Raw genomic sequence first — 23,597 nt, 5'->3', positions numbered from 1 at the left:
CATAGCGCCCGACCGAGCACGCCAACCTGCCTACCGGATACGCCAATCTGCATGACCGCCGAACCCACCACCCTGGCCAGCTGGACCCGCGCCCTGCGCAAGCAGCTCGATGCCCTCGGGCTGGACAGCGCTGCCCTGTGCCGCGAGGCGGGGCTTGATCCGGCAGTGCTTGACGACCCCAACGCGCGCTGTCCGCTGTCGCTCACCACGCGCCTGTGGCAGTTGGCGGTGGCCGCCAGTGGTGACCCGGCGCTGGGGCTGAAGACCTCGCAGTTCGTCAGCCCGACCACTTTCCACGCCCTGGGCTATGCGCTGATCGCCAGCAGCAGCCTGCGTGAAATGTTCGAGCGCATCGTGCGCTATCACCGTGTGGTCAGCGATGCGCTGCAGCTGGAGTTGCGCCAGCTGGATGACGTCTACGAGTTTCGTTTTCGCGTTCCGCCGGGTAGCCCGGCGCCCGCGCCCGAAGCGCTGGACGCCTTTGCCGCGATCTACGTGCGCAGCTGTCGTAATCGCCTGAACCGCGAGTTCTCGCCGCTACTGGTGCAACTGCAGCGTCCACAGCCAACCGACCCGGCCCCCTGGCAGGCGGTATTTCGCGCACCGCTGCAGTTCGATGCCGAGGAAAGCCTGCTGCGCTTTCCTCGTGCCGCGTTCGAGCAGCGCCTGGACGATGGCAACCCGGAGCTGGCCGAGCACAACGAGACGGTACTGCGGCGCAATCTGGAGCAACTGCAGGCGGCCAGTTGCAGCGAGCGGGTGCGCACGTGTCTGGAAGCTCAACTGCCCGACGGTGAGCCGTCTGCCGAGCGTATTGCCCAGACCCTGCATCTGAGCCTGCGCAGCCTGCAGCGTCACCTGGCCGAGGAGGGCACCAGCTACGAGGCGCTGCTCGGCGAGACGCGCCACGCGCTGGCGTTACGGCACATGCGCGACCCGCGCTGTTCGATCAGTGAAATTGCCTATCTGCTCGGCTTCAGCGACAGCAGCAGCTTCGGCCGAGCCTTCAAACGCTGGACCGGCCAGACGCCGAGTCAATACCGCGATGGATGCAACAACGCATGACCCAGTACGACCTGATCCTGGCCGGGGCCGGCCATGCCCACCTTGGTGTATTGCGCCGCTGGGCGCTGGTGGAGCGCCCGCCAGGCCGTATCGGCCTGCTCAGCCCCGGGCCGGAGGCCTGGTATGCAGGCATGCTGCCGGGGCTGATCAGTGGTCGTTTCAGCCCCGCGGACTGCCGCGTGGAGTTGCAGCCGCTGTGCCGGGCGGCGAAGGTCGAGCTGATCGAGGGCGAAATCGCTTCGCTCGACGCCGATGCGCGCATCCTGCAGCTCGCAGACGGCCGCAGCCTGCAGAGCGAGTGGCTGTCGCTCAATGTTGGCGCCGGCATGGCCATTCCGCCGCAGCAGGGCGATGGCATGCAGGTGCTGGCTGCCAGGCCTATCGACCGGCTGCTCGAAGGCTGGCAGCAATGGCAGACCGAGCCACGCCGCATGGCGATTCTCGGTGGTGGTGCCGGTGGTGTGGAGCTGGCCCTGGCGCTGGCCGACAAGGTACCGGCGCTGGCGCTGTTCTGCGGCGGAACCTTGCTCGACGGGCTGGGGCCTGGGCTGCGCCTGCGCGCACTGGGCCATCTGCGTCAGCGCGGTGTGCAGGTGCGCGAGCATTGCCCGATCGGCCGTATCGAGGATGACTGGTTGCTCAGCGGCGACGAGCCCGTGTGGCGCGGGCGACGCCTGCTGCTGGCCAGCGGTGCACGGCCCTGGCCGTGGCTGACGTCGAGCCAGCTGGCCAGCGACGCCGCCGGATTCATCGCCATTCGTCCGACCCTGCAATGCGAATCCCACGCGCAGATCTTCGCCGTCGGCGACAGTGCCAGTCTCGATGGCATGCGCCGCAGTGGGCGTTTCGCGGTGCGTCAGGCGCCGGTACTGAGCACCAATCTACAGGCCGCGCTGCAGGGGCGCCCGTTGCGCCAGTATCGGGCGCAATGGCAGAGCCTCGCCCTGCTCGCCACCGGTGATGGCGGGGCGCTGCTCGGTTGGCACGACTGGAGTGCCGGCGGGCAGTTGTACGGGCACTGCAAGGACTGGCTGGACCGACGTTTCGTCAAACGCCATCGCATGGTGGGTTAGCCACCGAAGACCCAGGCCGGGGCGCTTACGCCGGAACCGTTTCCCACCCGCTGCTAATGCCCAGCGGCTAGGCGTCGATACAGTGACTGGGTGCACCCACCGAGGGCGGCGCAGGAAGCATTTCGATCAGCCTGCCAGGGGACGGACCGTCTAAATTCATGACGGCGTACTACCAAAGTTTGATGGTGCAGGTGCTTCCAGGCTGTTCGAATCCGGGTCATGGTGCCCGGTCGTACGCTTATTTTCGTCGGGCCTGTCGTACACGTAGCCTGCTGCCCAGGTTGCGTGGGATATTCAAGGAGAGAACCCGTCGTGACCCCGTCCGCCTACCGCGCCTCGCCGCGCACCAGAACAAGAACTCTGAGGTCGGTCATGCAAGTTGCCTTTATCCGTTCACCGGTTGCCTGTCTGCTCCACGCCCTGGGCTTGGGCGCGCTGATGCTGGTCTACCAGCAGGTGCAACTACCGCCCTATGTCAGCGTGCTGTCCTTCCTGCTGCTGGCGCTGTGGCCCTGGCTCGGCCCTTGGCAACGCCGCGACGAGCCGGCGCAGGCCGTCCAGCAACGAGCGACTGGCGACTTCGTCGAGCTCAGCCGCGGGCTGTCGCGACACACCTGCCACAACGCGCTGTCCGCAGCCAAGGTGGCCCATGCGGTCAAGCACCTGGCCGGTCGCCTGCAATCGCAGCTGACGGCGGTGCAGCAGGTCAGCCAGGCCGCCGAGGCCATCACCCACACCGAACAGGACAGCGCCGCCCGTGCCGAGCAGACCCTGGCCGCGGCCCGCCATGTGCGTGATGCCAGCGCCAATGGTCAGGCCGAACTCAATCAGGCCATCGAACGCATGCAGCAACTCAGCGCCCAGACCCTGGCCAGTCGTGAGCTGATCGATGGTCTCGGTAGCCGTACCGAACAGATCGAGCAGGTCACCCAGGTGATCCAGTCCATCGCCAGCCAGACCAACCTGCTGGCGCTCAATGCCGCCATCGAGGCGGCGCGCGCCGGCGAGATGGGCCGGGGTTTCGCCGTGGTCGCCGACGAGGTGCGCAACCTTGCCGCGCGCACCGCCAGCGCCACCGAAGAAGTCAGCCAGATGGTCGCCGATATCCGCCAGCAGAGCACGGCGGTGGTCACCCATATCCAGCGCCAGAGCGTCGAACTGGAACAGGCCGCGCAGCAGATCGAAACGGCCGGCAGCCGCCTGCACGGTATCGCCGACCAGGCCGAGGAGGTCGAGCAGCAGGTGGCGCAGATCAGTGCCGGCACGGCGGACAATCACCAGCGCCTTGCCAGCCTGTCGGCTGCTGCACTGCAATTGCAGGACGATGTGCAGGGCAGTGAAGGGCAGACGCGGCAGCTGGCCGAGGCCGCCGAGCAGTTGGTAGGGCAGGCCGAGACGGTCAGTGAACAGCTCGCCGAAGTGGGGCTGGACGACTATCACCAGCGCGCCTACGACCTGGCTCGTGAGGGCGCCGCCGCTATCGCCGCGCAATTCGAGCAGGACCTGCAGGGCGGCCGCATCAGCCTCGACGACCTGTTCGACCGTCACTACCAGCCGATTGCCGGCACCCAGCCGCAGAAATACCGCACGCGCTTCGATCAGTACGCGGATCAGGTGCTGCCGGCGCTGCAGGAGCCCTTGCTCAAGCGCCATGAGGGGCTGGTCTTCGCCATCGCCACCACCCCGCAAGGCTACGTGCCCACGCACAACGCCGCGTTCAACCATCCGCCCAGTGGCGACCCGGCTGTGGACGCTACCCGCAGCCGCGGCAAGCGCCTGTTCAACGACCGCACCGGCATCCGCTGCGGCAGCCACACACAGGCGCTATTGCTACAGACCTACATGCGCGATACCGGCGAGCTGATGCACGACCTGTCGGTGCCGATCATGGTGCAGGGCAAGCATTGGGGCGGTTTGCGTCTGGGCTATCGACCGGAGCCGTAGGGTTGGGCTGGGGGGATTGTTTAGCCAACGCATAACCAAGCGTATGGAAAACCCGATTTAACTCACGTCAAACCCTGTGCGACGCTGCCAAGCCATGATCTCCCTGGCCTGCCAAGTCCATGTTCCGCTGTACCGCGCGCCTGCGCGGCGGCGGCTGTTGGAGCGACTCAACCCGCTGCTGACCATCATCCTTGCCTTCTGGGCGCTGTGGCACTGCCGCCACGCCCGCCCACCGGACGCCGTCCCCGCCCGCTGACACCGATGGCTGCGCCATGTCCGCAGCCGCTGATGCCCATTTGTCTGCCTGTGCAACCTGTTCGAGAATCGAACGGGCCGTGCGGACACCGAGCGCCCAACTGGCGCAAGCGAGTGCGATATGACGACTTTCGCTGCTGTGCAGGAAGCCCAGGATTTCCTGGCCAGCAATCCCGATATCGAGCTGATCGAGCTGTTCATCCTCGACGCCAATGGCGTACCCCGCGGCAAGCTGCTGCACCGTGAGGAGCTGCTGGCGCTGTACCAGAGCGGCCGGCCGCTGCCGAGCACCATGCTCGGCCTGTCCATCCAGGGCGAGGATGTCGAGGACTCCGGTCTGGTCTGGGAGGTGGGTGATATCGACTGCCGCGCCTATCCGCTGCCCGGCAGCCTGGTGCGCCTGCCCTGGCGGCAGATGCCCACCGCCGCCGTGCAGGTATCGATGCACCCGAGCGAAGGCCTGCCGGCCACGCCGGCCGATCCGCGCCAGTTGCTGGTCCGCGTGATCGAGCAGCTCGAAGCCGACGGCTATCACCCGGTGATGGCCTGCGAACTGGAGTTCTACCTGCTCGACCAGAAGCGCGATGCCCAGGGCCGCCCGCAGCCGGCGCTGGACGCCGACGGCGGCCGTCCACGGCAGACGCAGGTCTACGGCCTGCGCGAGCTGGAGCAGATTGAGCCGTTCCTGCGTGATCTCTATGCAGCCTGCAAGGCGCAGGGCATTCCGGCGCGCACGGCGATCTCCGAGTACGCCCCCGGCCAGGTGGAAATCACCCTGGAGCACGGCCCGGTGCTGGCGGCGATGGATCAGGCGGTGCGCTACAAGCGTCTGGTCAAGGGTGTGGCCCATGCCCACGGGATGCAGGCCTGCTTTATGGCCAAACCCTTCGATGATCTGGCCGGTACCGGCATGCATATGCACGTCAGCCTGGCTGATGCGGCGGGTGACAACCTGTTCGCTAGCATCGATCCTGCCGGTACGCCACTGCTGCGCCATGCGGTCGCTGGCATGCTGGCCAGCCTGCTCGATTCGCTGCTGCTGTTCTGCCCCAACGCCAATTCCTACCGCCGCTTCCAGGCCAACAGCTATGCGCCGCTGGCGCCGACCTGGGGCGTCGACAACCGCACCGTCAGCCTGCGCGTGCCCGGCGGCCCGGCGGGTACTCGGCACGTCGAGCACCGGATCTGCGGCGCCGATGCCAACCCCTATCTCGCGGCGGCGGCGATTCTCGCCGGGATTCACCGTGGCATCGCTGATCGCCTCGACCCCGGCGCGCCGGTGGAAGGCAATGGCTACGCTCAGGCCAAGACTCTGCTGCCGACCGAATGGCTGGCTTCGATCCAGGCGCTGGAGCGCTCCGACTGGGCGCGCGACGCCTTTGGCGCGGACTTTCTCAAAGTCTTTCTCGCGGTCAAGCGTGCCGAGTACCGCCAGTTCATGGGCGAGGTCGGCGAGCAGGATTGGCGCTGGTATCTGAGTAATGCCTGAAGGCTCTTAATCAAAAAACTCGCGGCTAAAGCCCCTCCCACAAAGTGCGGAGATTGTGGGTGCCCCCTGTGGGAGGGGCTTTAGCCGCGACGAGTGATTCATCGGTGCGCACAGCGCACCCTACGGCGGTGCAGCCGCCCCAAGGACATGCAATGAACGCGATCAACCAAGCCGTCAAACCTGCCGCCGAGCGTGCGCCGTCCTACTACTCGGCCTCGCTCAATTACGAGACCGACTACCCGACGCTGCAGGGCAGTGTGACGGTGGACGTGGCCATCATCGGCGGTGGCTTCACCGGCATCGCCACGGCGGTGGAGCTGGCCGAGCGTGGCCTCAAGGTAGCCGTGGTGGAAACCAACAAGGTCGGCTGGGGCGCCAGCGGGCGCAACGGCGGCCAGGTCACTGGCAGCCTTTCTGGCGACGAGGCCATGCGCAAGCAGATGCGCAACACCCTGGGCGAGGAGGTGGACGACTTCATCTGGCACCTGCGCTGGCGCGGCCACGAGATTATCAAGAACCGCGTGGCCAAATACGGCATCGACTGCGACCTCAAACACGGCCATCTGCATACCGCGATGAAAGCCAGCCATATGGATGAGCTCAAGGCGACTTATGACGAGGCGTTGCGCCGTGGCATGGGCGAGGATGTCAGCCTGCTCGACGCGGCTGGAGTACGTGCTCAACTCGGCAGCGATCTGTATTGCGGCGCCCTGAAGAACACCCGCAACATGCACCTGCATCCACTCAACCTGTGCATCGGTGAGGCCAAGGCCGCCGAGAGCCTGGGCGCGTTGATCTTCGAGCATTCCGAGGTGCTGGATATCGTCCACGGCCCGCGTCCGGCGGTGGTCACCACCGGTGGGCGGATCGAGGCCAAGCAGGTGCTGCTGGCCGGCGACGTCTACCACAAGCTGGAGCGGCGCAAGCTCAAGGGCCTGATCTTTCCGGCCATGGGCGGCATCGTCACCACCGCGCCGCTCGGTGACATGGCGAAAGAGATCAACCCGCAGGACCTGGCGGTGTACGACTGCCGCTTCGTGCTCGACTACTACCGCCTCACCGCCGATGGCCGCCTGCTGTTCGGCGGCGGCTGCAACTACTCCGGGCGTGATTCGCGCGATATCGCCGGTGAACTGCGTCCGTGCATCGAGCGCACCTTCCCGCAGCTCAAGGGCGTGCAGATCGACTACCAGTGGAGCTGCGCCATGGGCATCGTAATGAACCGCATCCCGCAGCTGGGCAAGCTCTCGTCCAATGTCTGGTACTGCCAGGGCTACTCCGGCCACGGCATCGCCACCACCCACATCATGGGCGAGATCATGGCCAAGGCGATCACCGGCGACCTGGAGCAGTACGACACCTTCGCCGCCTGCAAGCACATCAAGGTGCCGCTGGGCGACCAGCTCGGCAACCCGATGCTGGCCGCCGGCATGTGGTACTACCAGATGCTGGAGAAGCTGCGCTGAAGCGCAGGGGATGACCGAGCGGTAGCGATTGGCGGCAGGCGCGCTCCGCTCAGGTCATCAACGTAGAGACGGTTGGAGTCATTTCTGGAGCGGCCTGACTCTTACATCAGGTATCTGCAGGCCTCGGGCGTTTGTAAGCCATACCAACAGAGCGCGGCGCGGTGCGAACGAAGCCAAACTGCGCGTACAGATCCTGTGCTGGCCCATCCGCGATAAGGCTCACGTAGCCGCTTTCCGGTACATGGGTTTCGATGAACCGCAGGATTTCGCCCATGATGCGCTTGCCGAGCCCCTTGCCCTGATGTTCCCTGAGAACAGCGATGTCCACGACTTGAAAGAAACAGCCACCGTCACCGATCACGCGGCCCATTCCCACGGGTTGGGCGCCATGCAGGATTTGCACGGCAAAAAGGCTGTTAGGTAAGCCCCGTGCGGCGGCCTCATCGGTCTTTGCGCTAAGGCCAGAGCCAATTCGAAGCGCTTGATAGACCTGAGCGGATGGCGTTTCTAACAGGCAGGAGTAAATGCTCAATGGAATCTCCGAATTAGAAGAGTTCTTGTGGCGCCAATTTGAACCCAATTAGAGAGTGCAGAGGGTTCATTGAGCAAATCGGAGCACTCCAGTAACGCCTGTTTTTTCGATCCTACCGTCTGTCGTCAATTTGCATGTCATCTGCTTCGGCGCCATTTGGCGTTGAGCTTTGGCGTATGCGATCGGCTCACGGGTGGCTTGCGCCACCGTCCCGCGGTGCTGCACTGCTATCTGGATGCCCGAGCAGTGGTGCCGTCGCCGCGCCTGATTCACGCTCGGCCACGAACGCGGCCGGCGGTGAGCCATCGGCGTTGAGCTGGAGGATGCGCTTCGGTCGGCCCTGTTCGTCGAAGAATACCTGGCCGAGGCCGGCACTGTTCCACAGGCGCTCGCCTGAGCGGCTGCGATCAGGAATCAGCGGGGTGACGCGCATGCGCCGGCGCTTGGTCAGCCAGTTGAGCGGTGACCAGGGCGCGTAGAGCCAGCGGTTGAGACGGTCGAACCAGTCCAGTAGCTCGGCCGGGAATTCGTTCTTGATGCCGCTGCTGGTGATTTGCCAGATGGTCGGGCTGGCGCGGCGATGGCGGATGTTCACGCGGTAAACGAAGGAGTAGTGCACGTCGCCGGACAGGATCACGAAATCACCCGGCGTGCGCGAGTGGCGGAAGATGTTCATCATCACGCTGGCCGCGCCGCGATGGGCCATCCAGTTTTCCGCATCAACCATCAGCGGATGGCCGGCCAGGGTGAACAGCTTCTGGATGCCCTCGATCAGCTTCACGCCGAACATCGGGGCGGGCGAGACGATGATGCAACTGGGGTGGTCGAGCAGTGCCTGCTGGAAGTCACACAGCGCCTCCCAGTCCATCAGCCCCGAGGGCTTCGACAGATGCCCTTCGCTGCGCCAGCGGCGCGTGCGGGTATCCAGCACCAGTAGTGCTGGTGTGGTCGGCAGCACGTAGTGCCATTGCTCGAAATGCAGCACCTGGTCGATCAGCGCGTCCTGCGCCTTGGCCTGCAAGTGATCGTCCTGGCGCTGCTGCAGCAGTTCGGCAAAGGCATTCAGCGGCTGTTCGAACACGTCCGGGTTGTTACCCCAGCCCTGGCACAGCAGATAAGCGAGCAGGGCATTGCCGATGATGCGCTTGGAGAACGGGTGGCCGTAGGCGGTCTGCTCCCAGCGCGCGGAGAGGTTCCAGTCATCGGTGACGTCGTGGTCGTCGAAGATCATCAGCGTCGGCAGGTGGGCGAATACCCGCGCGGCCTGGTCGAGACTCTGGCGGAAGGCGTCGATGCGCTGGCGTTCGTTGGCATAGCGCTGCTGTTGCTCCTCGTCCAGCGGCGGCTGTTCTTCGCTGATCAGCGTCCAGGGCAGTGGCGACCAGACCAGCAGGTACATGGCGATCATCTCGGCGAAGGTCACCAGATGGTTGTCGGCGCTGTTGCTGGTGAACACCGGCTTTTCCACGCCGCCGAAGAACTTGTCGCGCAGGGTCTGGTTGCTCTTCACCGCCGGTAGCAGGTCGGCGCGTTGGTAGTAGCCGACCGGGTGGCCATACAGCGCCTGGCTGTTCTCGACCACGGCGCCCTCGAGAAACTCGTCGAACAGGCCGAGGCGGGCGATCAGTTGATGGATGGCGCACAGCAGCGGGCCGGCGACATCGTCGATGTAGACCTGGTCGCCGCTCATCAGCAGCAGTGCCGGGCGCTGCGCGGGATCGGTCTGTTCGGCCAGCAGACGGTCGGCGCAGAGCAGGCCGTCATCGGCAGCATGGTGGGGCTTGCGGCAGGAGCCATGAAGCATTTGCTCGACGCGCGAGCGCAGGACGAAATCGGCATGCTCGGCGCCTTGGTAAAGCAGATGCGGCGCCCAGGCGCGCATGCCCTGCGTGTCATTGTCATCGATGATCTGCAGGTCATAGGCGATGCGCACGTCCTGTGGCAGCGCCTGCTGCAGTGGCAGGTCGATCAGGTGCAGCACGGCCTGTCGGCCCAGCGGTAGCTGCTGGCAGTGCTCATTCAGTGCATGCGTCTGCTGCGCCTGGCCCTCGGGCTGTAGCCAGAGTTGCAGGCTCAGTTCACGGCTGGCCACCAGCCACAGCACCAGGCGGCCGGGCTCGAGACGGCGCAGCAGCGGGCCGGCGAGCGCATCGGGCAGCGGAGCGTGAGCGTTGTCTGGCATCGGTACGGCACTTCCGGCAGAAAAAACGACAGGGGTTGGACAGTGGCCGGACGCTAGCGGTTCAGGAGGCCAGCTGGCGCAGGCGCTCGAAGTCGAGAATTTCGATCTCGCCGTAGGTCAGGTGAACCACGCCCTGCGCCTGCAGCTCCTTGAGGATCTGGTTGGTGGTCTGGCGCGACAGCGAGAGCATCAGCGCCAGCTGTTCCTGGGCCAGGTGCAGCACTCGGCGTGGTTCGCTCTCGCCGTAGTTCTCGGCGATCAGCAGCAGGCGTCGGGCCAGGCGCGGCGCGGCGGGCAGCAGGCTCATGTCCTCCAGCGCGATGAAGGCCAGGCGCAGCTTGTGGCTCATCAGCAGGGCGAAGTCGCGCCAGTACTGCGGCTGACGTTCGAGCAGCGCGAGCAATTCGTGCTGGGGCAGCAGCAGCAGGGTGCTGGCGCTTTCGGCGAAGGCATCGTGGGTGCGCGGCAGGCCATCGAACAGGGAAATCTCGCCGAACCAGTAGGGTGGCTCGACCAGCGTCAGCAGCGCCTCCTTGCCGTTCTCGCTGACCGCGCCGATGCGCACCGCGCCCTCCACCACCGCATACAGCCCTCTGGGTTTGTCGCCACGGCGAAACAGCCGCTGGCCGGCGTCCAGATGCTGCACCTGGGCCATGCCCAGCAGGCTCTGGCTGAGTGCCTGGGGCAGCGAGGCGAACCAGTGGCCCTGGTTCAGCTGGCTGCTGTAGTGACGAGGATCGTGCATTGCGGCTCCTGCAAGGTTGCGCGGCGGTGTGGCGATCCCTGCCATTGTCGGCTAGCCGACAGTGCGACGAGCCCGGGCGAGGCGATCATGCTCGGGCCCGTTTCACACATGAGGACGATAACAATGAAAACCCTCGTCGATCACCTGGCTCAGTATGCCGCCTACCATCGCGACCGGCGCAATATCGCCAGCCACTTCATCGGCATCCCGATGATCGTGCTGGCCGTCGCCGTGCTGCTGTCGCGGCCCGGTTTCGAAATCGCCGGCCTGTGGCTGGCGCCTGCCACGCTGACTGCTCTGGCTGCCGCCGTGTTCTACCTGCGTTTGGATACCCGCTTCGGCCTGCTCATGGCCGTGCTGCTGGGGCTTTGCCTGTGGGCGGGCGCCGCGCTGGCGAATGCCTCGACCGCGCTGTGGCTCACGGCCGGTATCGGCCTGTTCGTGGTCGGCTGGATCATTCAGTTCGTCGGTCATTACTACGAAGGGCGCAAGCCGGCGTTCGTCGATGATGTCATGGGCCTGGTGGTCGGCCCGCTGTTCGTGGTCGCCGAACTGGCCTTCCTGCTCGGCCTGCGCAAGGAGGTCGAGCACGCCGTGGTGGAGATCGCCGGGCCGACCTGCATTCGCGAGAAGAAGGCGCTGGCCTGAGCACGTGCTGCTGTTCGTCGCGGCTGAAGCCCCTCCCACGGTCACTCGGTTTTGTGGGAGGGGCTTCAGCCGCGAGCCTTTCTAGAACATCGCCATCCACTGCGCCGTCATCGAACGCGCGTGGCGATCCACGGTGATGGGGGCGAAGGGGCGGCCGGAGACGCTCTGCAGGGTGTTGCTCTGGCTGTTCATGTCGGCCAGTGCCGCACGCAGGTAGCTCCAGCGGGTCTGCAGCTTGGTTATCTGTGGGTCGGAGGGGTCCTCGATTGCCTGCAGTTCGCTGTCGATGGCCGGCAGTAGCAGGCGTTCGTCCTGGCCGAGATAGGTATCGGGTTGTTCACGGGCAATCTCGAAGGTGCCCAGATAGGAGCGACTGAGGTACTGCACGCTGAGGTACTCGATCTTGGCCGCCAGCTCGCTTTGGCCCTCAGCACCGGGTAATGCGCGGGCCGCGCTGAGAAAATCGCGCAGGGCCCGGCTGAGGTCTTCGGGGAAGCGCCAGGGCACGTTCTCGTCACCGGGGCCATAGGAAACACCGTTGCGTAACTGGGTAACGAGGGCCTGATGGGCGCTGGTGAGTTCGGCGCTGGCCTGCGGAAGGCTCTGCATGGCGCCGGCCAGAGCGGCCAGGTCGGCCTCCAGACGCTGCTGATGCGTCTTCTGGAAACCTTCGCCACGTAACAGCATCAGGCTGCTGGTGGCGCGGCTGGCGTATATCTGAATCTGTTCCTGCGGGCTGACGGCCTCGGCGAAGGCTATGGGCGAGAGCCCGACGAAGAGTCCGAGCGACCAGAAAAAAGCATGACGCAACAGTGCTTTACAGCGCATCCGGGGTGCTCCTTGTTATTGTTTTGAGCAGGTATGCATTGGCGGCGTCAACGACGCAGCATCAAGACTACTGCGCCAAGCGCAGCGGAGCATGACCCGAAAGAGTGATTTCGTCGGAAATCGCTACCGTTCAGGGGCTTTCATCAGATTACGCAGGTACTCGGCGGTGAACGCGTCGGCGGGGAAGAAGGTTTCCAGCGCCAGTTCGGCGAGGGTCACGTCATTCGGCGTGCCGAACACCGTGATGGTGCTGATCAGGCTGAGCACGCCTTGCTCGCTGTGCAGTTGCAGCGGCACCAGCACGGCGTCGCTCGGTGGCGCAGCGACTTCCGCCGGCTCCGGATAGCCGCGCAGCTCGTCGAGCAGGTCGAACAGGGCTTCGTCGCCGCTGATCTCGGCGTCGCGCTGCAGGCGCATCAGCAGGTGCGCGCGCCACAGCGCCAGGTTGGCGATGCGCGGTGCCAGGCCTTCGGGGTGCAGCGACAGGCGCATCACATTGAGCGGCGGGCCGAGGAGAAAGTCCGGCATGCCGGCGAGAAAGGGGCCGAGCGCAGCGTTGGCCGCCAGCAGGTTCCATTGCCGGTCGATGGCCAGCGCCGGATAGGGCTCGTGGGCCTTGAGCAGTTGTTCGATGGCCTGACGCGCGGGCGCCAGCGCCGGGTCGCTCAGCTCGTGCTGGCTGTACAGCGGGGCGAAACCGGCGGCGCTGAGCAGGCGATTGCGCTCGCGCAGGGGAATCTCCAGCTGCTCGGCCAGGTGCAGCAGCATCTCGCGACTGGGTTGCGCGCGTCCGGTCTCGACGAAGCTCAGGTGGCGGGTGGATATCTGTGCCTCACAGGCGAGGTCGAGCTGGCTCAGGCGGCGCCGCTGGCGCCATTGGCGCAACAGGGCGCCGGCGGTCTGGGAGTTGGTATTCATGGCCTGCACGATAGTGCAGTCAGGTCATGTCGGCCATTACCTGACAGGTAATCGACGACCCGTGCGTTTCGGCGAAATCTGTAGGCCAGGCATCACTCCGGTGCCCTTATGGAGGATTCGTCATGAACGCACTGCAACCCAACCCGATGCTGCGCAATGCTCTTCTGCTCGACGGCCTGCTCAGCGGCGTCACTGGCCTGCTGCTGGTCCTGGCGGCCGGCTGGCTGGGCGCCTTTCTCGAATTGCCGCGCCTGCTGTTGCTGGTCGCCGGTAGCGCCCTGCTGCCCTTCGCCGCGCTGCTGGTGTGGTTGTCCAACCGCGCCGAAATCAGCCGTCAGGCCATCTGGGCGGTGATTGCGATCAACGCGCTGTGGGTGATCGACAGTCTGCTGGTTCTGGTGATCGGCTGGGTGTCGCCGAATCTGTTTGGTTACGCCTTCATCATCGGCCAGGCGCTGGCGGTGGCGCTGCTGGCCGAGCTGCAATGGTTCGGCCTCAAGCAGTCGCAGGCTGCCGCCGTTTGATGGCCAGGCTCAGAGACCGCGCAGTGCCAGTTCGGCCCCAAGCAGCAACAGGCCGATGAAGAACCAGCGCTTGAAGCGCTCCGCGCTGATGCGCTTGCGCAGCCACTGGCCGGCGGCCATGCCCAGCAGTGCGGGCAGCAGAGCAAGCGACGACAGGCCCAGCACCGCCGGTTGCAGCAGTTCACCGCTGTGACCGAGCGCTGCCGCCAGGGCCAGGGTGGAGACGCTGAAGGACAGCCCAAGGGCCTGGACCAGATCGTCCTTCTCCAGGCCGATGGCCTGCAGATAGGGCACGGCGGGAATCACGAACACGCCGGTGACCGCGGTGATTGCACCGGTGATCGCACCGATCACCGGACCCAGCCAGCCTTCCTTGGCCCGCTCCACACGAAAGTGCACCTTGGCCAGGCCAAGCAGTGCATAGACTACCAGTGCAACGCCCAGCCAGCGGGTGGCGCCGGGCAGGTCGAGACTCTGCAGTACAGCGGCGACCAGCAGCGTGCCGAACAGGATTCCCAGCAGCATCGGCCACAGCCGGCGCAGCATCGGCTGTGGGCTGCGACCGTCGCACAGCTGCCAGATGTTGGTCACCATCGACGGGATGATCAGCAGCGCGGCGGCCTGCAATGGCGCCATCACCAGGCCGAGCAGACCGACGGCGATGGTTGGCAGGCCGAGGCCGACCACGCCCTTGACCATGCCGGCGAGCAGGAAGGTGGCGAGGATCAGGGGCAGGTGCTCGGTCATCGAGCTGCCTTCTGTTCGAGAGCCGCGCGGCTGTCGGCCGGCGCTTGTTCGCGCTCGTGCATGCCGTAGTCGCGCAGTACCTGGGCCACGCGCAACCGATAGTGACTGAAGACCTCCTCGCGTCCTGCCGTCTGTGCGCGCCGGTGTTCCTCGCGCTGGCGCCAGGCCTGGATCGAGGCTTCGTCCTGCCAGAACGACAGCGACAGGAGCTTCCCCGGCTGGGTGAGGCTCTGGAAGCGCTCGATGGAGATGAAGCCGGGCTGCTCGGCGAGCAGCGGGCGCAACTCACCGGCAAGGTCGAGATAGTCCTGCTGCTGGCCCGGCTTGGCCTGAACTTCGAAGATCACGGCGAGCATCGAGTTTCTCCCTGGCTCTGGTTGACGTTGCCTGCCAGTATCCATACTTACTGCACGCCATGTTTCGTCATGAGGTGAATTATGGAATACGCGCCGGGATTCAGTTCGATTGCCGCCCTGCTCGCCGATGCCGGGCGCGCCAGCATGGTCTGGGCACTGATGGACGGCAGTGCGCGACCGGCCGGTGAGTTGGCCTTGCTCGCGGGATTGTCGCCGTCATCGACCAGCGCGCACCTGGCCAAACTGGTGGAAGGCGGCCTGCTGGTGCAGCAGCGCCATGGGCGCAATCGCTATTACCGCCTGGCCGGGCCGGAAGTCGGGCAACTTGTCGAAGCCCTGGCCAGTGCCGCGCTCGCCGCGCAGCCACGGCAACCCCGCGCGGTGCCGGCCTCACGCGGTACGCCGCAGGCCATGCGTGAGGCACGTACCTGCTATGACCATCTGGCCGGCGAACTGGCGGTAGGCGTGTTCGCGCGCATGCGCGCGGCTGACTGGCTGAGCGAGGAGGGCGGTGCGCTGAAGCTGACGGCAAGCGGCGAGCAGGGGCTGCAGGCGTTGGGGATCGATCTGCATCAGGTCAACCGTCAGCGCCGCCAGCGACTCTGTGCCTGCCCGGACTGGAGCGAGCGCAAACCGCATCTCGGTGGTGCGCTGGGCGCGGCGTTGCTGAGTCTGTGCGAAGGCGAGGGCTGGCTGCGGCGCAGCACGGGTTCGCGTGCGCTGCAGGTTTCACCGCAGGGGCGTAGGGCGATCATGGCGATCGCGGCTCCGTAGCTTCGTAGCTCCGTAGGGTGGGCCGGGCGACGATCCGCTTTAGATTCGTAGGGTGGGCTTTAGCCCACCAAATAAAGGCTGAGCTCTGTTTCTGTGGGCTGAAGCCCACCCTACGCCCACCCTACGTACTACAGGTGAGGCTTCATTCAGGCTTGGGCGCTGACCGGCTTGCCGCCCTTGGGCTTGAAGTACAGGGTGGTGCCGCGGGCGAGGTTGTCCAGGCTGATGTGATCCTTGGCCACCTCGGCCTCGATCAGCTCGTCCTGGCCTTCGACCTTGAGGGTGATGCGGGTGATCGCGCCGAGCAGGCGGATGTCGCGCACCTCGCCGGCCTTGTGTTCCGGGCTCGGTTCGCTGGACAGGTCGACCTCATGCGGGCGGAACAGCACGTGGTGGTCGTTGCCGACGTAGAGGCGGTTGGCGTCCCCCAGGAAGTGATAGACGAAGTCGCTGGCCGGGTACTCGTAGACCTCGGCCGGCGTGCCGATCTGCTCGATCACGCCCTTGTTCATCACCACGATGCGGTCGGCCACTTCCATGGCTTCTTCCTGATCGTGGGTGACGAATACAGACGTCAGGTGCACGTCCTCGTGCAGGCGCGCTAGCCAGCGACGCAGCTCCTTGCGCACCTTGGCGTCGAGCGCGCCGAAGGGTTCGTCGAGCAGCAGTACCTTGGGTTCCACCGCCAGGGCGCGGGCCAGGGCGATGCGCTGGCGCTGACCGCCGGAGAGCTGTTCCGGGTAGCGGTCGCCCAGCCAGTCGAGCTGCACCAGATTGAGCAGTTCGTGCACCTTCTGCTGGATCACGTCTTCGCTCGGGCGCCCGCGCTTGGGCTTCATGCGCAGGCCAAAGGCGACGTTGTCGAACACCGTCATGTGGCGGAACAGCGCGTAGTGCTGGAACACGAAGCCGACGTTGCGATCGCGCACGTCGTGGTTGGAAACGTCCTCGCCGTGGAACTCGATGGTGCCGCTGTCCGGGGTTTCCAGGCCGGCGATGATGCGCAGCAGGGTGGTCTTGCCGCAGCCGGACGGGCCGAGCAGGGCGACCAGCTCGCCACTCTGGATGTTCAGGTTGATCTCGTTCAACGCCTTGAACGCATTGAAGTTCTTGCTGACGTTGCGGATTTCGATACTCATGGTTTATTCCTCGCCAGCACTGGCTTTACGGCGGTTGATACGGGACTCGCTCCACTGCTTGAGCAGCAGGATGAACAGCGCCAGAAGCAGCAGCAGGCTGGCAACGCTGAAGGCGGCGACGTGATTGTATTCGTTATAGAGAATCTCGACATGCAGCGGCAGGGTGTTGGTGTAGCCGCGGATGTGCCCGGACACCACCGATACCGCGCCGAACTCGCCCATCGCCCGCGCGGTACACAGCACCACGCCGTAGACCAGGCCCCATTTGATGTTGGGCAGGGTGACGTGCCAGAACATCTGCCAGCCATTGGCACCGAGCAGGCGCGCCGCCTCTTCCTCCTGCGTGCCCTGTTCCTGCATCAGTGGGATCAGCTCGCGGGCGACGAAGGGTACGGTGACGAACACGGTGGCGAGGACGATGCCGGGCAGGGCGAAGATGATCTGGATGTCGTGCTCGCGCAGCCAGGGGCCGAAGAAGCCCTGGGCGCCGAACAGTAGCACGTAGATCAGGCCGGCGATTACCGGCGACACCGAGAACGGCAGGTCGATCAGGGTCACCAGAATGCTCTTGCCGCGAAACTCGTACTTGCTCACGCACCAGGCGGCGGCCACGCCGAACACCAGGTTGAGCGGCACGGCGATGCCCACGGCGAGCAGGGTCAGTTTCAGCGCGCTGATGGCGTCGGGTTCGAGGATCGAAGCGACGAACACGCCGACGCCCTGTTTGAGCGCCTCGGTCGCCACCACGAACAAGGGCAGCAGCAGGAAGAAGGCGAACACCAGCCAGGCCGAAATGATCAGCAGGCGGCGGCCCAGGGCGTTGCCGCGACGCGCGGCGTTGTTGGCGGCGCTGGCCGTCAGGGTTGCAGATGACATGCCTGGCTCCTCAAGAACGGCTGATGCGGCGCTGCAGCAGGTTGATCAGCAGCAGCAGGATGAACGACACCACCAGCATCAGCACGCCAATGGCGGTGGCGCCGGCGTAGTTGTACTGGTCCAGCTGCACCATGATCAGCAGCGGCAGGATCTCGGTCTTCATCGGCATATTGCCGGCTATAAAAATGACGGATCCGTACTCGCCAACGCCACGGGCGAAGGCCAGGGCGAAGCCGGTCAGCCAGGCCGGCAGCAGCGCCGGCAGCAGCACGTGGCGCGCCACCTGCAGCGGCTTGGCACCGAGGCAGGCGGCGGCTTCCTCGACCTCGCGCGGGATGTCGGCCAGTACCGGCTGCAGGGTGCGCACGACGAAGGGCAGGGTGACGAAGGTCAGCGCCAGGGTGATGCCCAACGGGGTGTAGGCGATCTTGAAACCCAGGGCGGTGGCGAACTGGCCGATCAAACCGTTAGGCGCATAGAGCGCGGTCAGGGCGATACCGGCGACGGCGGTGGGCAGGGCGAACGGCAGGTCGATCATCGCTTCGATGATCTTGCGACCGGGGAAGGTGTAGCGCACCAGCACCCAGGCCAGCAGGGTGCCAATCACGCCGTTGATAACAGCCGCGAGAAAAGCGGTGCCGAAGCTCAGCTTCAGCGCGGCCAGCACGCGCGGTGAGGAAATGATTGCCCAGAACTGATCCCAGGTGAGCTGGGCAGCGTGGACGAACATGGCACCCAGGGGAATCAGCACCAACAGGCTGAGGTACACCAGGGTGTAACCCAGCGTCAGCCCGAAGCCGGGTATGACGGGGGAAGTACGACGAGACATGATTTGGCCTTGGCGTAGGGCGAAAGAAAGACGTGCTGTGTGTAGAGTGGAAGTCGCTTTTCACTTCCACCAGCGGCGCTCGCAGAGGCCGATGGTGGATCGGTGAAGCGTGATCCACCCTACGGATCAATGGGCCTGGTAGATCTGGTCGAAGATGCCGCCATCGTTGAAGAACTTCGGCTGCGCGCTCTTCCAGCCGTCGAAGTCAGCGTCGATAGTCACCAGCTTGAGCTGCGGGAACTGCTGGGCGAACTCGGCCGCCACCGCCTGATTGCGTGGGCGGTAGAAGTGCTTGGCGGCGATACGCTGGCCTTCCTCGCTGTACAGGTAGTTGAGGTAGGCCTCGGCTACTTTGCGGGTGCCTTTCTTGTCGACGTTCTGATCGACCACGCTCACCGGCGGTTCGGCGAGGATCGACAGCGAAGGCGCGACGATCTCGAAGTTCTCTCCGCCTTCTTCCTTGAGCGCCAGGAAGGCCTCGTTCTCCCAGGCCAGCAGCACGTCACCGATGCCGTTGTTGACGAAGGTGATGGTCGAGCCGCGGGCGCCGGTATCGAGCACCGGGACGTTCTTGTAGAGCTTCTCGGTGAAGGCCTTGGCCTCGGCTTCGCTGCCGTACTTCTGCTGGGCATAGGCCCAGGCGGCGAGGAAGTTCCAGCGCGCGCCACCGGAGGTTTTCGGGTTGGGGGTAATCACTTCCACGCCCGGCTTGACCAGGTCATCCCAGTCCTTCAGGCCTTTCGGGTTGCCCTTGCGCACCAGGAACACGATGGTCGAGGTGTAGGGGGTGCTGGCGTCCGGCAGACGCTCCTGCCAGTTTTCCGGGATCAGCTTGCCGAGCTTGTACAGCTCGTCTATATCGCCGGCCAGGGCCAGGGTCACAACGTCGGCGCGCAGCCCGTCGATCACCGCGCGGGCCTGCTTGCCCGAACCGCCGTGGGATTGCTGGATGGTCACCGCTTCGTTGCCCTCGGCCTGCCAGTGCTTGTTGAACGCGGCGTTGAATTCGGTATAGAGCTCGCGGGTCGGGTCGTAGGACACGTTGAGCAGGGTTTGTGCAGCGGCCACCGGGCCGGCGATCAGGGCACTGGCCAGCGCGGCCAGGGCAAAACGACGAAGGGACATGGTGCAGCTCCTAACTGTGAAATTCTTGTGTTGGCGTATTGGGTGTCAGGCGGGGCGATCTTTCTCGAGCCCTCTGGTGGTCCAGTCGGGCCGCATCATGTTTCAGCTGTTCTTGGTGCTCGGTTGTTGCAGGCGAATCTTTTCCTTGCGCTCGATCTGCACCACCTGGCCGTTGTGCACGGTGATTTCCACCGAACCGAATTTCAGGCCATGCAGGGCGGTCTGGATCTCGCGCAGGATCACGGCTTCGTCCTGTCCTTCCAGGTTTCTCAGCGTCGCGGTCATTTCCAGGCTCCTTGTGAACAGGTCGCCACGGCGGCGGTATGGAGTACCGACGCTGGCGTGGAGCGGATAGTAGAGAGACGGAAATATTCTTAAAAATATTGTTTAAGAACATTTATATGCTTTTTGGAAATATAAGGCGTGGTGCGATTTCTTGCTTATATGGAATAAGCAAATAAGTTCTTATTCTTTTTGTAATTTATTCGTGCTGCCTAGACTGACGCCATTCGATTCAAGGAGGCGCCGTCATGGGCAGCGAAGCAATCCGTTATCTGATCCTGCCGGGCTGGCAGGGCTCACCCGAAGAACACTGGCAAAGCCACTGGCAGCGCAGCCTGCCGAACAGCGTGCGTGTGGAGCAGCAGGACTGGTTCAACCCGCAACGTGGCGACTGGGTCGGCGCGTTGAACCAGGCGATTGCCGCTGATCCGCGTCCGGTCATCCTTATCGCCCATAGCCTGGGCTGCGTGACGGCGGCGCATTGGGCCGCGCAGGCACCGGTCGAACTGCTGCGCCGTGTGCGTGGCGCGCTGCTGGTGGCACCGGCCGATGTCGAGCGGGCAGGCTGCCCCGAGCCGCTGCAGAACTTCGCGCCGATGCCGCGTGCTCTGCTGCCCTTTCCCAGCCTGCTGGTGGGCTCCGACAACGATGCAGCGGCCAGCGCCCTGCGCGCCATGGAGCTGGCGCGGGCATGGGGCAGCGAGGCGGCGATTCTGACCGGTGCCGGGCATATCAACGTGAAGTCCGGGCACCGTTACTGGGAGCATGGCTTCGGTTATCTGTATCGCCTGCAGAGCCGCATCGAACAGCAGGCGCGCTTGCGCGCCTGAGCCCGGCATTGCGGGACAACCTTTTCGGAGCGGGGTCGGGCCAGGCAGCCGCCCGCTCTTTTTTATGGCCTGCCATCCATGGCGGCCACCCTTCGGGCCGTTGCGGGGCAAGGTTAAAAATTGCTCCAGGCAATTTTTATATTCGTGTAAAGGCTGCGCCGGCGAGGTGTGGCTCAGGAGCTGCACATCATGAGTTTTCCACCTGACTTCCCATCGCCATTGACCTTCGCTGACTCGGACAAGAGCCCGCTGAGCATTCGGGCCAAGGCGCTGGTATTCGTCGATGCGCGTTCGCGCCAGTTGCGCGAGCGTGCCGAAGCCTTGGCGGGCAATGGCCAGCCGCTGCTGATTTTCGGTGAGACCGGTACCGGCAAGGAGCTGCTGGCGCGCTATATCCATCGCCACAGTGAGCGCGCTGGCCTGTTCGTGGCTGTCAGCTGCGCAGCGATCAGCCCGCAGTGGGGTGAGGCCGAGTTGTTCGGCCATGTCGGCGGCGCCCATGTCGGAGCCGCCAGCAGCCGCGCCGGCTGGTTCGGTTCGGCCAATGGCGGCACGCTCTACCTGGACGAAATCGCCGATCTCTCGCGCCCTCTGCAGGCCAAGTTGCTGGCCGCACTGGAAACCCGCGAGGTGTATCGCGTAGGCGCCAGCCAGGCGCTGCCGGTGGATGTGCGTCTGGTGGCGGCGAGCAGCATCGACCTGTCCCGTGCGGTGGCCGCCGGCACTTTCGATGAGCGCCTGTACGCCTACCTGTGCGACGGCCAGCTGCTGTTCCCGGCGCTGCGTCAGCGGGTCGGCGATATCCTGCCGCTGGCCGAATACTTCCTCGGCATCCATGCCTCGCGCCTGGGCCTGACCATTCCGTCGATCAGCCCGGCGGCGCAGGCGGTGCTGGAGGGACACCGCTGGCCGGGCAATACCCGCGAGCTGGAGAACGTCATCCACTTCGCATTGCTGCTGGCCGGCAATGCCGAAATAGGGCCGGAGCATCTGGAGTTGCCAGGTATTGCGTAATGGATGGGTGAGGCCGATCTTCCTTGCGCTGCGCGTGGGAGCTATCAACCTACGCGTGGTCGGTGCGCGCGGCGCACCCTACGGGGTGTGCCGGCTCTAGCGTAGGGTGCGCCATGCGCACCGGGGGCTCCGCGGTAGCACAGCTAGGAATTACGGCGCCAGCAACGACACCGACTTGATCTGCGCCCAGAGCGCCTGCCCGGCGTGAATGCCCAACTGATCGAATGAATAGCGAGTGATCCGTGCCAGCAGACGCTGCTCGCCGATGCGCAGGGTCAGCAGCATCTGGGCATCGAGCGCCTGCCAGCTTTCCACCGTCGCCGGCAGCAGGTTGAGCAGGCTGCTGCCCTCGGCGCGTTGCAGGCCGAGGCTGACGTCGCGTGCCTTGATCTTCACCCGTACCTGATGGCCGCTGGGCAGCGCCGAATGGGGCAGGCGCAGGCGCGCCTCGCTGCCAGGCAGCTGAAGCTCCAGCAGAGCGTAGGCGGCATCATGACCGCAGACCTCGCCGTCGATCACCGCCTCGGCATCCTCGTCGCTGGCGAAGGGCAGGTCGGCGCGCAGCAGGATTTCCTTGAGCGGGCCGCTGGCGCGCACCTGGCCTTCGTCGAGCAGCACCAGATGATCGGCCAGCCGCGCCACTTCATCGGGCGCGTGGCTGACATAGAGCACGGGGATGTCCAGTTCCTCGTGCAGGCGCTCCAGATAAGGCAGCACCTCCTGCTTGCGTTTGAGATCCAGCGAAGCCAGCGGTTCGTCCATCAGCAGCAGGCGCGGGCTGGTGACCAGCGCACGGGCGATGCCGACACGTTGGCGTTCGCCACCGGACAGTGCCGCCGGCATGCGTTCGAGCAGGTGGCCGATGCCCAGCAGCTGCAGCGCCTGATCCAGCGCCACCCTGCGCTGCGTGGCCGGGATGCGCCGTTGGCCGTACTCCAGATTCCCGCGCACGCTCAGGTGGGGGAACAGGTTGGCGTCCTGGAACACGTAGCCGATGGCCCGTTTGTGCGCCGGCAAAAAGAAGCCGCGTTCACTGTCCTGCCAGAGCTCACCGGCCACTTGCAGGTAGCCTTGCTGCGGGCGATCCAGCCCGGCGAAGCAGCGCAGGCAACTGGTCTTGCCCGAACCGGAATGGCCGAACAGCGCGCTGACGCCACGGGCGGGCAGGTCGAGGTTCACGTCCAGATGAAAGCCGGTGTGCTGCAGCAGAAAGCGTGCGTGGATGCGTCCGTCATCTGCCATGGGCTGGGGCGCGGTCTTGGCGAATCCGAACATCACCAGGCCCTCAGCTTGCCGGCGCGCCCGCCATACAGCGCGAGCAGGACGATGAAGGAGAACGCCACCATGCCACCGGCCAGCCAGTGCGCCTGGGCGTAGTTCATGGTTTCCACGTGGTTGTAGATCTGCACCGACACCACCTGGGTCTTGCCGGGGATATTGCCGCCGATCATCAGCACCACGCCGAACTCACCAATGGTATGAGCGAAGGCCAGGATTGCGGCGGTGATGAAACCCGGGCGAGCCAGCGGCAGCACGACGCTGAAGAAGCTGTCCCAGGGATTGGCGCGCAAGGTCGCCGCTGCCTCCAGCGGGCCACGGCCGATGGCCTCGAAGGCGTTCTGCAGCGGCTGCACGACGAAGGGCAGGGAGTAGAAGATCGAACCGATCACCAAACCGGTGAACGTGAAAGTGAAGGTGCCGAGACCAAGGCTTTGCGTCAGTTGGCCGAAGAAACCGTTGGGCCCCATGCTCACCAGCAGGTAGAAGCCGATCACCGTCGGCGGCAGCACCAGCGGCAGCGCGACAATGGCGCCGACCGGGCGCTTGAGCCAGGAGTCGGTGCGCGCCAGCCACAAGGCAATGGGCGTGCCGATGATCAGCAGCAGCACGGTGGTCAGCGAGGCCAGCTCCAGGGTCAGGAGGATGGCGTCGAGGTCGTTCTTGGACAGCGGCATG

Annotated in this window: 24 protein-coding genes; 10 read left to right on the top strand and 14 right to left on the bottom strand. The window is 65.1% G+C overall.

Annotation, left to right across the window (positions count from 1 at the left end):
- Positions 1-51: 51 nt before the first annotated feature.
- The 5 genes from BLR77_RS22845 (at position 52) to BLR77_RS22820 (ending at position 7,292) form a co-directional block, all read left to right on the top strand.
- The gene (locus BLR77_RS22845; RefSeq protein ID WP_074682202.1) at positions 52-1,065 is read left to right on the top strand and encodes an AraC family transcriptional regulator; all 1,014 of its coding nucleotides are present in this window, start codon (positions 52-54) and stop codon (positions 1,063-1,065) included.
- Positions 1,062-2,138, top strand: coding sequence for an FAD-dependent oxidoreductase (locus tag BLR77_RS22840; protein ID WP_074682200.1), 1,077 nt, complete (start codon positions 1,062-1,064; stop codon positions 2,136-2,138). The genes BLR77_RS22845 and BLR77_RS22840 overlap by 4 nt, the downstream gene beginning before the upstream one ends.
- A gap of 372 nt (positions 2,139-2,510) precedes the next feature.
- Positions 2,511-4,082 carry a methyl-accepting chemotaxis protein gene (locus BLR77_RS22835; RefSeq protein WP_074682198.1) on the top strand — a complete coding sequence of 524 codons (1,572 nt, stop codon included), beginning with the start codon at positions 2,511-2,513 and terminating at the stop codon, positions 4,080-4,082.
- Positions 4,083-4,458: 376 nt separating this feature from the next.
- A complete protein-coding gene (locus tag BLR77_RS22825) occupies positions 4,459-5,826 on the top strand; it encodes a glutamine synthetase family protein (RefSeq protein WP_074682194.1) in 1,368 nt (455 codons plus the stop codon).
- Positions 5,827-5,978: 152 nt separating this feature from the next.
- Positions 5,979-7,292 carry an NAD(P)/FAD-dependent oxidoreductase gene (locus tag BLR77_RS22820; RefSeq protein ID WP_074682192.1) on the top strand — a complete coding sequence of 438 codons (1,314 nt, stop codon included), beginning with the start codon at positions 5,979-5,981 and terminating at the stop codon, positions 7,290-7,292.
- A gap of 106 nt (positions 7,293-7,398) precedes the next feature.
- Here the strand turns inward: BLR77_RS22820 and BLR77_RS22815 are convergent, their stop codons facing one another.
- From BLR77_RS22815 to BLR77_RS22805, 3 genes are all read right to left on the bottom strand, one after another.
- A complete protein-coding gene (locus BLR77_RS22815) occupies positions 7,399-7,824 on the bottom strand; it encodes a GNAT family N-acetyltransferase (RefSeq protein WP_074682190.1) in 426 nt (141 codons plus the stop codon).
- A 187-nt stretch (positions 7,825-8,011) separates the two neighbouring features.
- A complete protein-coding gene (locus BLR77_RS22810) occupies positions 8,012-10,006 on the bottom strand; it encodes a metallophosphoesterase family protein (protein WP_074682188.1) in 1,995 nt (664 codons plus the stop codon).
- A gap of 61 nt (positions 10,007-10,067) precedes the next feature.
- Positions 10,068-10,751, bottom strand: coding sequence for a Crp/Fnr family transcriptional regulator (locus BLR77_RS22805; protein ID WP_074682186.1), 684 nt, complete (start codon positions 10,749-10,751; stop codon positions 10,068-10,070).
- A gap of 123 nt (positions 10,752-10,874) precedes the next feature.
- Between BLR77_RS22805 and BLR77_RS22800 the strand changes: the two genes are divergently transcribed.
- Positions 10,875-11,399 carry an Mpo1 family 2-hydroxy fatty acid dioxygenase gene (locus BLR77_RS22800; protein WP_074682184.1) on the top strand — a complete coding sequence of 175 codons (525 nt, stop codon included), beginning with the start codon at positions 10,875-10,877 and terminating at the stop codon, positions 11,397-11,399.
- Between the two features lie 81 nt (positions 11,400-11,480).
- Here the strand turns inward: BLR77_RS22800 and BLR77_RS22795 are convergent, their stop codons facing one another.
- Both BLR77_RS22795 and BLR77_RS22790 read right to left on the bottom strand, forming a co-directional pair.
- Entirely contained in the window at positions 11,481-12,227 is a 747-nt protein-coding gene (locus BLR77_RS22795; protein ID WP_074682182.1) for a hypothetical protein, read from the bottom strand.
- A 123-nt stretch (positions 12,228-12,350) separates the two neighbouring features.
- Positions 12,351-13,145 (bottom strand): MmyB family transcriptional regulator, encoded by a 795-nt coding sequence (locus tag BLR77_RS22790; RefSeq protein ID WP_074682180.1) that lies wholly within the window; start codon positions 13,143-13,145, stop codon positions 12,351-12,353.
- Positions 13,146-13,267: 122 nt separating this feature from the next.
- Between BLR77_RS22790 and BLR77_RS22785 the strand changes: the two genes are divergently transcribed.
- Complete coding sequence (locus BLR77_RS22785) at positions 13,268-13,669, top strand: hypothetical protein (RefSeq protein ID WP_074682178.1); 402 nt, start codon at positions 13,268-13,270, stop codon at positions 13,667-13,669.
- Between the two features lie 9 nt (positions 13,670-13,678).
- Here the strand turns inward: BLR77_RS22785 and BLR77_RS22780 are convergent, their stop codons facing one another.
- Positions 13,679-14,416: a sulfite exporter TauE/SafE family protein gene (locus tag BLR77_RS22780; RefSeq protein WP_074682176.1), complete on the bottom strand. Its 738-nt coding sequence runs from the start codon at positions 14,414-14,416 to the stop codon at positions 13,679-13,681.
- Positions 14,413-14,772 carry an antibiotic biosynthesis monooxygenase family protein gene (locus BLR77_RS22775; RefSeq protein WP_074682174.1) on the bottom strand — a complete coding sequence of 120 codons (360 nt, stop codon included), beginning with the start codon at positions 14,770-14,772 and terminating at the stop codon, positions 14,413-14,415. Before BLR77_RS22775 ends, BLR77_RS22780 begins: the two co-directional genes overlap by 4 nt.
- An 81-nt stretch (positions 14,773-14,853) precedes the next feature.
- Between BLR77_RS22775 and BLR77_RS22770 the strand changes: the two genes are divergently transcribed.
- A complete protein-coding gene (locus tag BLR77_RS22770; RefSeq protein ID WP_074682172.1) occupies positions 14,854-15,546 on the top strand; it encodes an ArsR/SmtB family transcription factor in 693 nt (230 codons plus the stop codon).
- A gap of 146 nt (positions 15,547-15,692) precedes the next feature.
- Here BLR77_RS22770 and BLR77_RS22765 read toward each other — a convergent pair whose 3' ends face one another.
- The 5 genes from BLR77_RS22765 to oscA form a co-directional block, all read right to left on the bottom strand.
- On the bottom strand, positions 15,693-16,685 hold the full coding sequence (locus tag BLR77_RS22765; RefSeq protein ID WP_074682170.1) for a sulfate/molybdate ABC transporter ATP-binding protein: 993 nt from the start codon (positions 16,683-16,685) through the stop codon (positions 15,693-15,695).
- Between the two features lie 3 nt (positions 16,686-16,688).
- The gene (cysW, locus tag BLR77_RS22760; protein ID WP_074682168.1) at positions 16,689-17,561 is read right to left on the bottom strand and encodes a sulfate ABC transporter permease subunit CysW; all 873 of its coding nucleotides are present in this window, start codon (positions 17,559-17,561) and stop codon (positions 16,689-16,691) included.
- Positions 17,562-17,571: 10 nt separating this feature from the next.
- A complete protein-coding gene (gene cysT, locus BLR77_RS22755) occupies positions 17,572-18,390 on the bottom strand; it encodes a sulfate ABC transporter permease subunit CysT (RefSeq protein ID WP_074682166.1) in 819 nt (272 codons plus the stop codon).
- Positions 18,391-18,516: 126 nt separating this feature from the next.
- Positions 18,517-19,515 (bottom strand): sulfate ABC transporter substrate-binding protein, encoded by a 999-nt coding sequence (locus BLR77_RS22750; RefSeq protein WP_074682164.1) that lies wholly within the window; start codon positions 19,513-19,515, stop codon positions 18,517-18,519.
- A gap of 102 nt (positions 19,516-19,617) precedes the next feature.
- Positions 19,618-19,800, bottom strand: a complete 183-nt coding sequence (gene oscA / locus BLR77_RS22745; RefSeq protein WP_074682162.1) for a sulfur starvation response protein OscA — start codon at positions 19,798-19,800, stop codon at positions 19,618-19,620.
- 245 nt (positions 19,801-20,045) lie between these two features.
- Here oscA and BLR77_RS22740 point away from each other — a divergent pair, with 245 nt between their 5' ends.
- Complete coding sequence (locus BLR77_RS22740; RefSeq protein WP_074682160.1) at positions 20,046-20,627, top strand: RBBP9/YdeN family alpha/beta hydrolase; 582 nt, start codon at positions 20,046-20,048, stop codon at positions 20,625-20,627.
- 189 nt (positions 20,628-20,816) lie between these two features.
- The gene (locus BLR77_RS22735) at positions 20,817-21,641 is read left to right on the top strand and encodes a sigma 54-interacting transcriptional regulator (protein ID WP_074682158.1); all 825 of its coding nucleotides are present in this window, start codon (positions 20,817-20,819) and stop codon (positions 21,639-21,641) included.
- A 150-nt stretch (positions 21,642-21,791) separates the two neighbouring features.
- Here the strand turns inward: BLR77_RS22735 and modC are convergent, their stop codons facing one another.
- Positions 21,792-22,916 (bottom strand): molybdenum ABC transporter ATP-binding protein, encoded by a 1,125-nt coding sequence (modC, locus tag BLR77_RS22730; protein WP_074682156.1) that lies wholly within the window; start codon positions 22,914-22,916, stop codon positions 21,792-21,794.
- The gene (gene modB, locus BLR77_RS22725; RefSeq protein ID WP_074682154.1) at positions 22,916-23,596 is read right to left on the bottom strand and encodes a molybdate ABC transporter permease subunit; all 681 of its coding nucleotides are present in this window, start codon (positions 23,594-23,596) and stop codon (positions 22,916-22,918) included. The genes modC and modB overlap by 1 nt, the downstream gene beginning before the upstream one ends.
- Position 23,597 lies beyond the last annotated feature (1 nt).

The organism is Ectopseudomonas alcaliphila (assembly GCF_900101755.1).
Lineage (GTDB): Bacteria > Pseudomonadota > Gammaproteobacteria > Pseudomonadales > Pseudomonadaceae > Aquipseudomonas > Aquipseudomonas alcaliphila.
The sequence above is the reverse complement of the archived record's forward strand: the minus strand, read 5'-3'. Positions and strand labels throughout refer to the sequence as shown.

Bases quoted from the DNA above. Each gene is read 5' to 3' on its own strand.
- BLR77_RS22845 (WP_074682202.1), top strand. From the start codon at position 52: ATGACCGCCGAACCCACCACCCTGGCCAGCTGGACCCGCGCCCTGCGC.
- BLR77_RS22840 (WP_074682200.1), top strand. From the start codon at position 1,062: ATGACCCAGTACGACCTGATCCTGGCCGGGGCCGGCCATGCCCACCTT.
- BLR77_RS22835 (WP_074682198.1), top strand. From the start codon at position 2,511: ATGCAAGTTGCCTTTATCCGTTCACCGGTTGCCTGTCTGCTCCACGCC.
- BLR77_RS22825 (WP_074682194.1), top strand. From the start codon at position 4,459: ATGACGACTTTCGCTGCTGTGCAGGAAGCCCAGGATTTCCTGGCCAGC.
- BLR77_RS22820 (WP_074682192.1), top strand. From the start codon at position 5,979: ATGAACGCGATCAACCAAGCCGTCAAACCTGCCGCCGAGCGTGCGCCG.
- BLR77_RS22810 (WP_074682188.1), bottom strand. From the start codon at position 10,006: ATGCCAGACAACGCTCACGCTCCGCTGCCCGATGCGCTCGCCGGCCCG.
- BLR77_RS22805 (WP_074682186.1), bottom strand. From the start codon at position 10,751: ATGCACGATCCTCGTCACTACAGCAGCCAGCTGAACCAGGGCCACTGG.
- BLR77_RS22800 (WP_074682184.1), top strand. From the start codon at position 10,875: ATGAAAACCCTCGTCGATCACCTGGCTCAGTATGCCGCCTACCATCGC.
- BLR77_RS22795 (WP_074682182.1), bottom strand. From the start codon at position 12,227: ATGCGCTGTAAAGCACTGTTGCGTCATGCTTTTTTCTGGTCGCTCGGA.
- BLR77_RS22790 (WP_074682180.1), bottom strand. From the start codon at position 13,145: ATGAATACCAACTCCCAGACCGCCGGCGCCCTGTTGCGCCAATGGCGC.
- BLR77_RS22785 (WP_074682178.1), top strand. From the start codon at position 13,268: ATGAACGCACTGCAACCCAACCCGATGCTGCGCAATGCTCTTCTGCTC.
- BLR77_RS22780 (WP_074682176.1), bottom strand. From the start codon at position 14,416: ATGACCGAGCACCTGCCCCTGATCCTCGCCACCTTCCTGCTCGCCGGC.
- BLR77_RS22775 (WP_074682174.1), bottom strand. From the start codon at position 14,772: ATGCTCGCCGTGATCTTCGAAGTTCAGGCCAAGCCGGGCCAGCAGCAG.
- BLR77_RS22770 (WP_074682172.1), top strand. From the start codon at position 14,854: ATGGAATACGCGCCGGGATTCAGTTCGATTGCCGCCCTGCTCGCCGAT.
- BLR77_RS22765 (WP_074682170.1), bottom strand. From the start codon at position 16,685: ATGAGTATCGAAATCCGCAACGTCAGCAAGAACTTCAATGCGTTCAAG.
- cysW (WP_074682168.1), bottom strand. From the start codon at position 17,561: ATGTCATCTGCAACCCTGACGGCCAGCGCCGCCAACAACGCCGCGCGT.
- cysT (WP_074682166.1), bottom strand. From the start codon at position 18,390: ATGTCTCGTCGTACTTCCCCCGTCATACCCGGCTTCGGGCTGACGCTG.
- BLR77_RS22750 (WP_074682164.1), bottom strand. From the start codon at position 19,515: ATGTCCCTTCGTCGTTTTGCCCTGGCCGCGCTGGCCAGTGCCCTGATC.
- oscA (WP_074682162.1), bottom strand. From the start codon at position 19,800: ATGACCGCGACGCTGAGAAACCTGGAAGGACAGGACGAAGCCGTGATC.
- BLR77_RS22740 (WP_074682160.1), top strand. From the start codon at position 20,046: ATGGGCAGCGAAGCAATCCGTTATCTGATCCTGCCGGGCTGGCAGGGC.
- BLR77_RS22735 (WP_074682158.1), top strand. From the start codon at position 20,817: ATGAGTTTTCCACCTGACTTCCCATCGCCATTGACCTTCGCTGACTCG.
- modC (WP_074682156.1), bottom strand. From the start codon at position 22,916: ATGTTCGGATTCGCCAAGACCGCGCCCCAGCCCATGGCAGATGACGGA.
- modB (WP_074682154.1), bottom strand. From the start codon at position 23,596: ATGCCGCTGTCCAAGAACGACCTCGACGCCATCCTCCTGACCCTGGAG.